Origin of the sequence: Micromonospora sp. NPDC093244 (assembly GCF_040683695.1) — a bacterium.
Taxonomy (GTDB): Bacteria; Actinomycetota; Actinomycetes; order Mycobacteriales; family Micromonosporaceae; genus Micromonospora.
Window position 1 is genome coordinate 45069 of sequence record NZ_JBFBEO010000005.1, and the last position, 12836, is coordinate 57904.

Consider the following 12836-nt stretch of genomic DNA (forward strand, 5'->3'; position numbering starts at 1 on the left):
TCCGGTCACATCGCGGTACGGGCCGACCACAGCTCCGGGAAGACCACCCGGGACATGCTGCGCTGCAACCAGGCCAGCCCGGCGGAGCCGCCGCTGCCGACCTTGGCGCCCATTGTCCGCTGGACCGCCTTCACGTGATTCCACCGCCAGTCGCCGAACTCCTCGGCGACCCCGCTCAACGCCTCGCCGAGCAGCCGCAGGTGGTTGTCCGGGCCCGGGTCGCCGTAGATGCGCACCCAGGCCGCCTCGACCGACGGGTGCGCGTCGTGCTCCACCGCCACGTCCCGGCCCAGCAGGTCGGCGGGGACGTCGAACCCGCGCCGCGCGAGCAGCGCGACCACGTCGTCCCAGAGGCTGGGGGCGGCGAGCGTCGCCGTCAGCGCGGCGTGCACCTCGGTCTGCCTGCGGAACGGCCGGATCAGCGCCGGGTCGCGGAGCCCGAGCAGGAACTCCAGGTGCCGGTACATGGCCGACTGGAAACCGGAGCCCTCACCGAGCAGGTTGCGGAACCTGTTGAAGTCGGCGGGGGTCATCCACCGCAGGCCCTGCCAGGCGGCGTTCAGTCCCTCCAGGTGCAGGGCGGCGCGGCGCAGCGGGGCCAGCGCGTCCCACACCTGGTCGGCGCGGAGCAGGCGCTGGGTCTCCCGCAGCTCGTGGCAGGTCAGCCCGAAGTACAGCTCCATGATCTGACTGACCATGAGGAAGGACATCTCGCCCGGATCGCTGCTGAGTGGTTGCTGCAACTGGTGCAGGGTGCTTGCCTGCACGTACGCGTCGTACGGCACGCGCTCGGCGAACTCGAGCGTCGGCTCGCCCCCGTTGCGGGCGGCCCGGGCGGCCCGCTGCCTCGGGGTCACCGGTCGCACCGTGGCGGGGCGGTTCGGCGCCCGCCGCTCCGTCTGATCCACCATCGTTCTCCCTCCCCCGGACTGGCCGACATCATGATCCCGCGGTCGGATCGGCCTACGGAATGCCGGATCAACGGCGCTGAAGGGGCTCTGGCTGGCAAGCCAAAGGCAGCTAGGCGAGTCGGGTTCACGAAAGTAAGGTCTGAGCGTGGACGACATGGACTGGGCGCTGCTGCGCGAGCTGCAGGCCGACGCGCGGCTCTCCTTCAGCGAGCTGTCGCGGCGGGTGCACCTGTCCCCACCTGCGGTTGCGGAGCGGGTCCGCCGGCTCGAGGAGTCCGGTGTGATCACCGGGTACCACGCCCACGTCGACCTGACCCGGGCCGGCCGCACCGTGGTCGCGATGATCCGGATGTCCTGCTACGGGGCGCGCTGCATCCTGCACGACCCGGCGGTGGCCGGCTGGCCGGAGATCCTGGAGATCCACCGGATCACCGGGGACGCGTGCAGCATGTTGAAGGTGGCCGCCGGCTCCATCGGCGAGTTCGAGAGAGTCATCGACAGACTCGCCCCGTACGGCCAACCGTCGAGCACCATGGTCCTCTCCTCCCCCCTGACCTGGCACCCCCTAACCCCCCAAACCCCCTAACCCCACCCCCTGCACGCGCCGATCTTGCACTTGCTGTCGCCCTTGTGTCCTCTTCTGCCACGTTTGTCGAGGCAGAAAGTGCAAGATCGCGCGGGGCTGGGGCGGGGCCGGGGCGGGGTCGGGCGGGGTTTGGGGGCTGGGTGGGGGGAAAGCAGGCGCGTGCCCAGGGGAGGGTTCCGGCGGTCGTCGCCGGTTGGGGGGAAATCATGCAGGGAATCCGCACGATCAACCGCGCGCTCTCGTCCGCACTGACACTTGTCGGGCTGGTCGCGGCGTTCGTCCTGATGACTGTCACGCCGGCACGCGCCGGTGAGAACACCTTCGTCGAGGTGACACCTAACAGCGTCCCGGCCGGCAGCCGGGTCACGATCCGCGCGAGCTGCGACAACAACAACGAACGGCAGGCCAACGTGCACTCCGACGCGTTCGGGCACGTGATGCTCAGATCGGACAACGGCTTCCTCAAGGGCGAGGTCACCGTCCCGGGCAACAAGGAACCGGGTGACTATCCGGTCGACCTGCGCTGCCAGAACGGCCAGACGGCCTCCACGATGCTGACCGTGCTGAACATGGCCTCGCCCAGCAAGGGACCGGCGACCGGGGGCGGCGGCACCGCCGGGGGCCGGGGCACGGGCTCCCTGCTGGTGCTCGGCGGCGTGGCCCTGGTGGCCACCGCGGTGGCGCTCGGCATGGCGGGCGGACGGCGCCGGGCCGGAGCCGGCTCCTGAGCCGGACCAACGATGACCCGCAGATCCGCGCGTACGCGGTCGGATCGCCGCGCCCGCTTCCGGGCCGGGCCGGCGCTGCGCGCGTCCGGCCGGCTGGTGGCCCGCGCGTCGCGCCGGCTGCGCCGGGTCGCCGGGCAGGCCGTGTCGGCGAGCGTCGCCACCACCGACCCGGCCGCCCGTCCGCTGCCGCCGACGCGGACGGCCACACCGTCGCTGCTGCGCGGCCGGTTCGGCACCGGACCGGGACTGCCGGTGCTGGCCATCGCGGGGCTGATGGTGCTGATCGTGGCGATGCTCGGCGTCGAGCAGGTCACCGGGGTCAACATCCTGCCCGACCGGCTCAGCGCCGGCCTGCGGCCACCGCCGAAGAAGTTCCCGGTCCTGCCGGCCAGCCACCCGGTGAGCCTCAGCATCGACACGATCGACCTGCGGGCGCCTGTGCACGACGTGGGCATCGCCGCCGACGGCACCATCGCCGTGCCCGACGCGGCCCGCGCCCAGGAGGCCGGTTGGTACGACCAGGGCCCCACACCCGGGCAGTACGGCCCCGCGGTGATCGTGGGCCACGTCGACACCACGACCGGTCCGGCGGTGTTCCACCAACTGCGTGAGCTGCGCTCCGGTGACCGGATCGAGGTGACGCGCACCGACCACAGCGTGGCGGTCTTCGAGGTGGACTCGGTGCAGCGCTTCGACAAGGGGCGACTGCCGGTGGACGAGGTGTACGGCGACTTCAGCCGCCCGAGCCTGCGCCTGATCACCTGTGGCGGTCGCTGGGTCGGCGGGGAGACCGGCTACTCGGACAATGTCGTGGTCTTCGCCTCGCTGGTCAAGGCCCGGGGAAGGTGACCGTCCGCAACGGCGTCGAGGTACTCGGCGAGCCGGGCGGCCCCGGAGAGCATGGCCCGGCCACGCCAGGTGAGCCGTAGGCGCCACTGCCCGAGGGACGCGGCGAGCGGTTCGGCGCCGCCCGCGTCCCGCACCTGGACCTGGGCCGGGTCGAGTTCGAAAGGGCGTTCGGCTTCGCGCCGAAGGCGTTCGAGGAGCACCGGGACGACTTCGACCACGCCCGGCTGGACACTCTCACGCCGCACCCGGGCTACGCGCTGCACGGCTTCGCCGGGATCGTGATGCCGGGACCGCGGATGCTGCCCGAGATCGACAGGCTGCTCGCCCATCGCGTACGGACGGGCGGTCGACCGTCACGAGCGCGCCACGCGGCGGACCGCCGACCGGCGGGACCGGGCGCCAGGGCCGGGGCGGGTGCGGTCAGGCGGCCGCTTCGGGCTCGCGCAGGTCGAGCCAGTCGGCCCAGCGCGGGTCCGGAGCGCGGTGCCCGAGGACCCGCCACGCGGTCCCTTTCGGCGCGGCCGGCAGCGCGTGCAGCCGCCAGCCCAGCTCGGCGGGCGTCTTGTCGCCCTTCGTGTGGTTGCAGCGGGCGCACGCGGCCACCACGTTCTCCCACGCGTGCCGGCCACCCCGGCTGCGCGGGAAGACGTGGTCGATCGTCTCGGCCGGGCCCCGGCAGTAGGCGCACCGCCAGCCGTCCCGGGCGAAGATCGCCCGGCGGGACAGCCCGACGTGCGTACGGTACGGGACGCGGACGAAACGGGTCAGCCGGACCACCGACGGCACCGGGAGCGCGTCGCGGGCGCTGTGCAGGATGCCGTCCCCGTCGGCGACGCAGACCGCCTTCGCGGACAGCACGAGGATCGCGGCTCGACGCACCGACACGACACACAGCGGCTCGTAGGTGGCGTTGAGGACAAGCGCGCCGGAGCCCACCGTGGGTCGTATGTCAGGCATCGCGCTCACCCTCCCGGTTCAGCGGCTGCTGCGTACCGCCGTCGACCGGGGTCGGGCATGACGACCCACACGGTCGACGCCGGCCGATCACCGACGTCCGTTGCGCCAATAGTCCCTGATCGGACCCCGGATTGCACGCACTAATCCGGGGCCGGACATGAAGCTCTCTACCGCACCTGTCAGGATGGCCGGTTCGCCCCGTTCCGGTGCCGCCGTCGGCGGCACGTCACCCGCCGGTGGGTCGGCGACCGGCGGTCCGGTTCGTTGCGGTACGAAGACAGGGTGAGTGCCGCCAGCGTGATGCCCCTCGCCCTGTCCACCGTCGGGTCGGTGAACTGTCAGGGCAGTTCCTCCTGCGAGTTCATCTACGAGGTCACCCGGTCGCAATGGTTCGCCGAGGGCAGTTACTGGATCCTACTCAAGCCGCTGCGGGTGCTGCTGATCCTGGTCGTGGCGATGGTGGCCCGCTGGGCGCTGCACCGGACGATCAACCGGCTGGTGCGGACCACCACCGACGGCGCGGTGCCGACGATGCTGCGGCCGCTGCGCGAGCGGGTGCCCACCGCCGCTGTCGACCCGGCCGAGTTCGTACCGGAGCGACGGCGGCAGCGGGCCGAGGCCATCGGCTCGGTGCTGCGCAGCCTCACCACGGCGTTCGTCTTCGGGATCGCGCTGCTGATGATCCTGCGCGAGTTCAGCTTCGACCTGGCCCCGCTGCTGGCCAGCGCCGGGATCGTCGGCGTCGCGCTGGGCTTCGGCGCGCAGAGCCTGGTCAAGGACCTGATCGCCGGTCTGTTCATGCTCATCGAGGACCAGTACGGCGTGGGCGACAACGTCGACCTGGGCGAGGCGACGGGTGTGGTGGAGTCGGTCGGACTGCGGGTCACGACGGTCCGCGACGGTCGGGGCGTGCTCTGGTACATCCGCAACGGCGAGATCATCCGGGTGGGCAACAAGAGCCAGGGCTGGGCCCTGGTGGTGGTGGACCTGCCGATCGGGTTCAGCAGCACCGAGGAGGCCACCGCCGTGCTGCGGACCGCGGCCGCGTCGATCGCGATGGACCCGGAGCTGTCGCCGGAGATCGTCGAGGCGCCCGAGGTGCTGGGCGTCGAGCAGATGACTGTGGACGGCGCGGTGATCCGGACGGTGGTGAAGACGACTGCCGACGGGCAGTTCGCGGTGGGCCGGGAGCTGCGCCGGCGGCTTGCCGAGGCGCTGGAGAACTCGGGGATCACCGCCCAGATCGCCGCTGCCCGCATCTATCCCGGCGTACCGAGCCGGCCGCTGCCCGAGGGTGAGACCGGTCAGGGCGGCGCCACCTGACCCGGACGGCCTGTCCGGTCGATACAGGGGTCGCGGTCCGCCCGGCCCCTCAGGTATCGTCCGTTCGTTCAGTCGGGGATGCGACGAACGAGCCGTTCGCCCTAGCTAGTTGTCAGACGATCGGGCAGAATTCGGTGCACGCGTTCCCGCCGGAGCGTGGTCACATCCTCGCTGATCCGTAGATCTGACGAGTGTTCCCGGCCGGCTGCCACGAGCGGTGCGCCGGGAGCCGATGGAGGCGACGGTGCCCGACGAGCGACCTTCCGCGGAAGGCCCGGCCACATTTCGCGAAGTGTTCGCCCAGCGCGAGTTCCGGGCTGTCTTCGCGGCCGGTGCCCTCTCGTGGATCGGTGACTACGTGGCGAAGGCCGCCGTCACGCTTCTCGTCTACCAGCAGACCGAGTCCGTCGCGCTCTCCGCCGCCGCCTTCGCCGTGAGCTTCCTGCCGTGGCTGCTCGGTGGCCCTCTGCTCGCCGCGCTTGCCGAGCGGTACCCGTACCGGCGGGTGATGGTCGCGTGTGACCTGATCCGGATGACGCTGATGCTGTTCATCGCCATCCCGGGCCTGCCGGTCCAGGCGGTGCTCGTGCTCATCTTCGCCGCCACGCTGGCCAACCCGCCGAGCCAGGCGGCGAAGTCCGCCCTGATGCCGCAGATCCTCGCCGGCGACCGGCTCGTGGTCGGCCTGTCGCTGAACAGCAGCGTCGGGCAGGCCGCGCAGGTCCTCGGCTACCTGCTCGGCACGGCCGTCGCCGCGTTCGACCCGGCCCTCGCACTGCTGATCAACGCGGCGACGTTCGCCGCCTCGGCGCTGCTCGTGCGTTTCGGCGTCCGGGACCGGGCCCCCGTGATGACCAGCGCCCACCGCAGCCACCTGCTGCGGGAGACCACCCAGGGGTTCCAGATCGTGTTCGGCACTCCGGTGCTGCGGGCCATCGCGGTGCTGGTGTTCAGCGCGATGCTCTTCTCCATCGTCCCGGAGGGGCTGGCGGCGGGCTGGGCCAACCAGGACGGCGGCGGCATGGACGAGGGCCTCGCGCAGGCTCTGATCATGGTGGCCAACCCGGTGGGGTTCATCCTCGGCGGGCTGCTCGTGAGCCGGCTGTTCGGCCCGTCCCGGCGGCGGGCCCTGATGCGGCCACTTGCCGTCCTCGCCCCGCTGGCGCTGGTGCCGGCACTGCTCAACCCGGCGCCACCGGTGGTGGCGCTGCTCGCCGCGCTCTGCGGGTTCGCGGTCGCGGGCATGTTGCCGATGGCCAACGGCCTGTTCGTCCAGGCCCTGCCCGCCGAGTTCCGGGCACGCGCCTTCGGTGTGATGGCCACCGGGGTCCAGGTCATCCAGGGGGTCGCGGTGCTGGCCACCGGCCTGCTCGCCGACCGTTTCTCGATCCCGCTGGTGGTGGGCGTGTGGAGCGCCGCCGGGGTGCTGCTGATGCTGGTGGCCTCACTGCGCTGGCCGGACCGGCAGACGGTGGACAGCACGATCGCGGCGGCGGTCGCGGCCAACGCCGAACAGGCGGCGAACCAGGGCGACCGGCCCTCCGGCAGCACGCCTGCCGCCGACCCCCAGGCGGGCACGGGCCGCCGCCGGCACGCCCTGAGCTGACGTACGGGCCGGGCGTGATCCGACGCACGGCGTACGGGTCCGGCCGGTGCGGGGCGTACCTGGCAGGATGGAACGGTGAACCCCGCAGGTGAATCCGACCGTCCCAGTGCGTCGATGACCCTCTTCGAAGCGGTCGGCGGCGAGCCCACCTTCCGCAAGCTGGTGGACGAGTTCTACGTCGGTGTCGCCACCGACCCCCTGCTGCGACCCATGTACCCCGAGAAGGACCTGGGGCCGGCCGCGGACCGGCTGACCCTGTTCCTCATGCAGTACTGGGGTGGGCCGAACACGTACTCCACCCAGCGGGGTCACCCACGGCTGCGGATGCGGCACGCCCCGTTCCGGATCGGCGTAGCCGAGCGGGACGCCTGGCTGCTGCACATGCGCCTCGCCGTGGACCGGCTCGACCTGGAGCCGGAGATCGCCGGTGCGCTCTGGGACTATCTGGAGCGGGCCGCGTACTTCATGGTCAACGCCATGGACGACCCGGCCGAGCCCGCCTGACGGCCCCGGCCGGACACCAGGCCCGCGCGGCGCCTCAGAGCAGAGCGCCCTCGTCGTGCAGCCAGTCCACGAAGCTGGTGGCCACCGCCGCGCCGCAGTCGAGCATCTCGACGAGCAGCGCGTCGTGGGTGCCGGCGCCGAGGGGCACCTGAAGCTCGGCGTAGATCGGCAGCTGCCCGCGCTCGGTCGGGTCGCCGATGTACGCCTTGCAGAACCGGCGTGTGTGGTTCCACTCGTTTACCACCCGGTAGGCCCGGTCGGCCCAGTCCGGTGGGACGGTGGCGTGCGGGCGGGCCCGCATCACCAGGATCTCGTCCTCCGGCCCCTCCAGGGCGACCAGGACGGCGTGCCGCTCCCACATGGCCAACAGGTTGCCGTCGCCGTCGGCAAGGTACCGGACGTCGAGCAGGTCGAGTGCGTCGCAGACCCGACGCAGGCTGACCGGTTCGACGGTGGCGGGCATCTCCGTCAGCACGGGCCGCTCATTGGACGGGCAGTCGTCCCCCGGCTGGCGGGGGCTTGGCGGTCCGACCCGGACCGCGCTCTCCACTGTGATCCCGCTTCGGGTTTCCGGATCGCCGCCGTCGGCGGGACCGGGGCGCCATGACCACCACGGCATCGCTCGCGCACCTCACTCCCCAGCGGATCCAGTCGCCTACGGTGCGTTGGATCCGAGGATGGACGGTACCCGGACAGCCGAGTTGAAGCACCCCCCCAACGACCGCCCCAGCCCAGAAGAATGAGCCGGGGTCATCCGTTCGGACGAGTCATGAGGGGTGTTACGGCGAGGTCTGTGGCCTTCTGCAACCAGGCCGCTCCGTATGGTCCCACCAGGCCGACCCAACGGCCCGCCACCCGCACCTGCACGGCCGGCTCGTCCACGGCGGCGCCCGGGCCGGCGGCGCCGAGGAAGCCCATCCGGACCAGCCCCTGCACCAACCGCTGCGGCACCTCCACCGGCGGCGCCGGCGGCCCGTCGGGCGTGACCACCACCGCGACGTGATCCAGCAGCGCGTCCCGCAGGGCACGCTGACCGACCGCCCGGCCGGCCACACCCTGCTCGCTCGCCGTCCGCAGGGTGCCCGCCGCGGCGTCCGCGATCCGCCGCAGCTCGGCGGCGGGCAGCACCTCCACCGGTTGGCTGCGCGCCGGCGGGAGCGGCCACCGCCACTGCGCGTCCCGACGCGTCGGCAACGACGTACCGCCGCGTTCCAGCTCGGCCAGCAGTTCGGCGGCGGCCACCGTGACGTCGTCGGCGACGCCGTCGGCCGGGCCGCCGGCCACCGTCCGCACCACGAGCACCTGCCACGGCAGCCGCGCCCAGAGCGCGACGCGCCCGGTCGCGCCGGCCGGCCGCAGCCGGACCGGCGCGGCCGGGTCGAGTCGGACCAGCCGGGCCAGGAACGCGCCGGCGTCGACCGCGCCGGTGAGGCCGTGCGCCGCCGACGCCACCCGGCCCGGTTCCGTGCCCGGCCGGGTCACGCCCCGCCGCCCTGCGGGGCGTACGTCAGCAGGAAGTCCCGCTCCTCGGCGGTGATCCGCCGGGGCACCTGACGGGTCAGGTCGAACGGCACAAGCACCGAGCGGGCCCGGCTGGCGAGCACGTCGCCGTCGTACAGCTCGTAGGCGACGGTGAAGCGGGAAGCCTTGATCTCCTCGACCCACAGCTCGATCCGGACGGTGGGCGCCGCCTCCGCGGTGGCCCGACCCAGCGCGTAGTCGACAGGGCGCAGGTAGTCGACCTCGTGCCGGCGGATCACCACACCGTCGGCGAACGAGCCCACCCCCCAGGCCCGGCCGCCGGCGAACATCAACGCCACCCGCGCCTCCTCGTACAGGGTGAGGAAGCGCGAGTTGTTGACGTGGCCGTACGCGTCCAGGTCGGACCAGCGCAGTGTGCAGTGGTAGACGAACCGGTCAGACACCGTCTCGGCCGGTCAGTCGCGGGTCAGCTTGCGGTACGTCACCCGGTGCGGCCGGGCGGCCTCCGCGCCGAGGCGGTCGATCTTGTTCTTCTCGTACGCCTCGAAGTTGCCCTCGAACCAGAACCACTTGGCCGGGTCCTGGTCGTCGCCCTCCCAGGCCAGGATGTGCGTGGCGACCCGGTCCAGGAACATCCGGTCGTGGGAGATGACCACGGCGCAGCCGGGGAACTCCAGCAGCGCGTTCTCCAGGCTGGAGAGCGTCTCCACGTCCAGGTCGTTCGTCGGCTCGTCGAGCAGGATGACGTTGCCGCCGATCTTCAGGGTGAGCGCCAGGTTGAGCCTGTTGCGCTCGCCGCCGGAGAGCACCTTCGTCGGCTTCTGCTGGTCCGGTCCCTTGAAGCCGAACGCGGCGATGTACGCCCGCGACGGCATCTCGACCTTGCCCACCATCAGGTAGTCCAGCCCGTCGGAGACGACCTCCCAGACGGTCTTGTCGCCGTCCAGGCCCTGCCGGTTCTGGTCGACGTACGACAACGAGACGGTCGGACCGACCCGCACCTCGCCGGCGGTCGGCTCCTCCAGCCCGACGATGGTCTTGAACAGCGTGGTCTTGCCGACGCCGTTCGGACCGATGATGCCGACGATGCCGTTGCGGGGCAGCGAGAACGACAGGTTGTCGATCAGCAGCCGGTCACCGAAGCCCTTGCTGAGGCCCTGCGCCTCGATCACCGTGCTGCCCAGGCGCGGACCCGGCGGGATCTGGATCTCCTCGAAGTCCAGTTTGCGGGTCTTCTCCGCCTCGGTGGCCATCTCGTCGTACCGGTCCAGGCGGGCCTTGGACTTGGTCTGGCGGGCCTTGGCGTTGGAGCGGACCCACTCCAACTCCTCGGTGAGGCGCTTCTTCATCTTGGCGTCGCGGCGACCCTCGACGGCCAGGCGGGCGGCCTTCTTCTCCAGGTAGGTGGAGTAGTTGCCCTCGTAGCCGATGGCCCGGCCACGGTCCAGCTCCAGGATCCAGCCGGCCACCTTGTCCAGGAAGTACCGGTCGTGGGTGATCGCCATGACGGTGCCCGCGTACTTGGCCAGGTGCTGCTCCAGCCAGGAGACGCTCTCCGCGTCCAGGTGGTTGGTGGGCTCGTCGAGCAGCAGCAGGTCGGGGGCCTCCAGGAGCAGCTTGCAGAGCGCCACCCGGCGGCGCTCACCACCGGAGAGCTGGGTCACGTCGGCGTCCGGCGGCGGGCAGCGCAGCGCGTCCATCGCCAGTTCGAGCTTGGAGTCGATGTCCCACGCGTCGGCGTGGTCCAGCTCCTCCTGGAGCCGACCCATCTCCTCCATCAGCTCGTCGGAGTAGTCGGTCGCCATCTGCTCGGCGATCTTGTTGAACCGCTCCAGCTTGGCCTTGGTCTCGGCGACCGCCTCCTCGACGTTGCCGAGCACGGTCTTGGCGTCGTTGAGCGGAGGCTCCTGGGCGAGCATGCCGACTGTGTAGCCGGGCATGAGCCGGGCCTCGCCGTTGCTCGGCTTGTCCAGCCCTGCCATGATCTTGAGGAGGCTGGACTTACCGGCGCCATTCGGGCCGACCACACCGATCTTGGCCCCCGGCAGGAAGCTCAGCGTCACGTTGTCGAGCACGACCTTGTCGCCGTGCGCCTTGCGCGCCTTTTCCAGGACGTAGATGTACTGGGCCACGGTGCGGGCTACCTCCGTCGGTTTGCTGTCGCCTGATCGGCGGCGCGGCGCGGGCTCGGACCTCCACCCGCCGCCGCCGGCCGGGAGCCGGCCGCGCGCACGCCATCGTCAATCCTGACAGGTACGGCGAGCTTCGCCCACATCACCCCGCCCGAGGAGTACGCGGCGAGCCGGATCGTCGCCTCCGAGCGGGGCGGCTGTCGACAAGATCACCTCAAGGATTCGGCGAGTCCGAGGCGGGTAGGAGACTCCGGCACGGGGGCCCAGAGGCCGCAGCTACGCTCAGTACGCTCATCGCGGTGGACCCGTCAGTACCCGGAGGTGGCCGATCGTGACCGTCCGTAGCTCCTTTGTCGTAGTGGCGAACCGTCTGCCTGTCGACGAGGTGAGCACACCCGAGGGACGGCAGTGGCGACGCAGCCCCGGAGGGCTGGTCACCGCGCTGCATCCCGTACTCGCCGAACACCAGGGCACCTGGGTCGGCTGGGCCGGTGGCACAGGCGCCGCCCCCGAGCCGTTCGACCTGGAGGGCATCCGGCTGCACCCGGTGCCGTTGAGCGCCGAGGAGCTGGAGCGCTACTACGAGGGCCAGTCAAACGCGACGATCTGGCCGCTCTACCACGACGCCGTGGAGACGCCCGCCTACAAGCGCCGCTGGCGCGAGGCGTACCGCCTGGTCAACGCCCGGTTCGCGGAGGCCGCGGCGGACGTGGCGGCCGAGGGCGCGACGGTCTGGGTGCAGGACTACCAGCTCCAGCTCGTCCCGGCGATGCTGCGGGAGCTGCGACCGGACCTGCGGATCGGGTTCTTCCTGCACATCCCGTTCCCGCCGATCGAGCTGTTCATGCAGATGCCGTTCCGCACCGAGATCCTGCGCGGCCTGCTCGGCGCCGACCTGGTCGGCTTCCAGCAGCGGCTGGCCGCGCAGAACTTCGTCCGGCTGGCCCGGCACCTGCTCGGGCTGCGCTACGAGGGGCAGATGATCCAGGTCGACGGGCGGCAGGTGAAGGCGGGCGCCTTCCCCATCTCGATCGACACGCAGGAGATGGAGCGGATGGCCGCCGATCCGGCGGTCCAGGCCCGCGCCAAGCAGATCCGCGCCGAGCTGGGTGACCCGAAGACGATCATCCTTGGCGTGGACCGGCTGGATTACACCAAGGGCATCGAGTTGCGGCTCAAGGCCTTCCGCGAACTTCTGGCTGACGGAAAGTTGACAGTTCCCGATGCGGTTATGGTGCAGGTCGCCACACCGAGCCGTGAGCGCGTCGAGCACTACCAGGCACTTCGAGTCAAGGTAGAGCGCGAGGTTGGTCGGATTAATGGCGAATTCGGCCGGGTCGGCGTGCCGGCGGTGCATTACCTGCATCAGTCGTACAGTCGCAGTGAACTGGCCGCGATGTACGTTGCTGCCGACGTGATGATGGTGACACCGCTGCGAGACGGAATGAACCTGGTAGCCAAGGAGTACGTCGCATCACGCGCCGACCAGGGCGGTGCGCTCGTGCTCAGTGAATTCGCTGGCGCCGCAACGGAGCTGCGTCAGGCCTTTCTGTGTAACCCGCACGATCCGGACGCGGTCAAGGACGCCCTGCTCCGGGCAGTGCACGTGGAGAAAACCGAGGCACGCCGCCGGATGCGGACAATGCAACGTCACCTGCGTACCCACGACGTGGGGCACTGGGCCAAGTCTTTCCTCTCCGAACTGGGTGTTTCCGAGGCGGAGGCCGAGTGAACACGTCCGTCAACGACGGAGCGCCG

At 71.3% G+C, this 12836-nt stretch carries 13 protein-coding genes and 2 pseudogenes; 8 read left to right on the forward strand and 7 right to left on the reverse strand.

All coding sequences use genetic code 11. The annotated features are described in order from the left end of the window. Window positions 1-5: 5 nt before the first annotated feature. Entirely contained in the window at window positions 6-908 is a 903-nt protein-coding gene (locus AB0N27_RS23340; protein WP_364374248.1) for a tryptophan 2,3-dioxygenase family protein, read from the reverse strand. A 148-nt stretch (window positions 909-1056) separates the two neighbouring features. Here AB0N27_RS23340 and AB0N27_RS23345 point away from each other — a divergent pair, with 148 nt between their 5' ends. The 3 genes from AB0N27_RS23345 to AB0N27_RS23355 all read left to right on the forward strand — a co-directional run bounded on the left by AB0N27_RS23345 (window position 1057) and on the right by AB0N27_RS23355 (window position 3074). After that, complete coding sequence (locus AB0N27_RS23345; protein ID WP_364373536.1) at window positions 1057-1497, forward strand: Lrp/AsnC family transcriptional regulator; 441 nt, start codon at window positions 1057-1059, stop codon at window positions 1495-1497. 206 nt (window positions 1498-1703) lie between these two features. After that, complete coding sequence (locus AB0N27_RS23350; RefSeq protein WP_364373539.1) at window positions 1704-2225, forward strand: hypothetical protein; 522 nt, start codon at window positions 1704-1706, stop codon at window positions 2223-2225. Window positions 2226-2300: 75 nt separating this feature from the next. Next, window positions 2301-3074: a class F sortase gene (locus tag AB0N27_RS23355; protein ID WP_364374251.1), complete on the forward strand. Its 774-nt coding sequence runs from the start codon at window positions 2301-2303 to the stop codon at window positions 3072-3074. On the opposite strand, the pseudogene AB0N27_RS23360 reads toward AB0N27_RS23355, so the two are convergent. After that, a pseudogene (locus tag AB0N27_RS23360) lies at window positions 3020-3211 on the reverse strand (MerR family transcriptional regulator); the annotation flags it as partial. The gene AB0N27_RS23355 and the pseudogene AB0N27_RS23360 overlap by 55 nt on opposite strands. Before the next feature lie 3 nt (window positions 3212-3214). Here AB0N27_RS23360 and AB0N27_RS23365 point away from each other — a divergent pair. Further along, window positions 3215-3346, forward strand: a pseudogene (locus AB0N27_RS23365) (DUF6194 family protein); the annotation flags it as partial. Window positions 3347-3494: 148 nt separating this feature from the next. Here AB0N27_RS23365 and AB0N27_RS23370 read toward each other — a convergent pair. Further along, on the reverse strand, window positions 3495-4031 hold the full coding sequence (locus tag AB0N27_RS23370) for an HNH endonuclease (RefSeq protein ID WP_074313833.1): 537 nt from the start codon (window positions 4029-4031) through the stop codon (window positions 3495-3497). Window positions 4032-4331: 300 nt separating this feature from the next. Between AB0N27_RS23370 and AB0N27_RS23375 the strand changes: the two genes are divergently transcribed. The 3 genes from AB0N27_RS23375 to AB0N27_RS23385 all read left to right on the forward strand — a co-directional run bounded on the left by AB0N27_RS23375 (window position 4332) and on the right by AB0N27_RS23385 (window position 7464). Continuing rightward, complete coding sequence (locus AB0N27_RS23375; RefSeq protein ID WP_364374254.1) at window positions 4332-5354, forward strand: mechanosensitive ion channel family protein; 1023 nt, start codon at window positions 4332-4334, stop codon at window positions 5352-5354. 232 nt (window positions 5355-5586) lie between these two features. Further along, a complete protein-coding gene (locus tag AB0N27_RS23380; RefSeq protein WP_364373542.1) occupies window positions 5587-6960 on the forward strand; it encodes an MFS transporter in 1374 nt (457 codons plus the stop codon). Between the two features lie 114 nt (window positions 6961-7074). Continuing rightward, complete coding sequence (locus AB0N27_RS23385; protein WP_364373545.1) at window positions 7075-7464, forward strand: globin; 390 nt, start codon at window positions 7075-7077, stop codon at window positions 7462-7464. Between the two features lie 34 nt (window positions 7465-7498). Here AB0N27_RS23385 and AB0N27_RS23390 read toward each other — a convergent pair whose 3' ends face one another. From AB0N27_RS23390 to ettA, 4 genes are all read right to left on the reverse strand, one after another. Then, window positions 7499-8083, reverse strand: coding sequence for a YbjN domain-containing protein (locus AB0N27_RS23390; protein WP_357990570.1), 585 nt, complete (start codon window positions 8081-8083; stop codon window positions 7499-7501). A 131-nt stretch (window positions 8084-8214) separates the two neighbouring features. Next, window positions 8215-8946, reverse strand: coding sequence for a hypothetical protein (locus AB0N27_RS23395; protein ID WP_364373549.1), 732 nt, complete (start codon window positions 8944-8946; stop codon window positions 8215-8217). Next, on the reverse strand, window positions 8943-9389 hold the full coding sequence (locus AB0N27_RS23400; RefSeq protein ID WP_139585602.1) for a thioesterase family protein: 447 nt from the start codon (window positions 9387-9389) through the stop codon (window positions 8943-8945). Before AB0N27_RS23400 ends, AB0N27_RS23395 begins: the two co-directional genes overlap by 4 nt. Window positions 9390-9401: 12 nt before the next feature. After that, on the reverse strand, window positions 9402-11078 hold the full coding sequence (gene ettA, locus AB0N27_RS23405; RefSeq protein WP_364373553.1) for an energy-dependent translational throttle protein EttA: 1677 nt from the start codon (window positions 11076-11078) through the stop codon (window positions 9402-9404). A gap of 331 nt (window positions 11079-11409) precedes the next feature. On the opposite strand from ettA, the gene AB0N27_RS23410 reads away from it, so the two are divergent. Next, window positions 11410-12810 carry a trehalose-6-phosphate synthase gene (locus AB0N27_RS23410; protein WP_139585604.1) on the forward strand — a complete coding sequence of 467 codons (1401 nt, stop codon included), beginning with the start codon at window positions 11410-11412 and terminating at the stop codon, window positions 12808-12810. Window positions 12811-12836 lie beyond the last annotated feature (26 nt).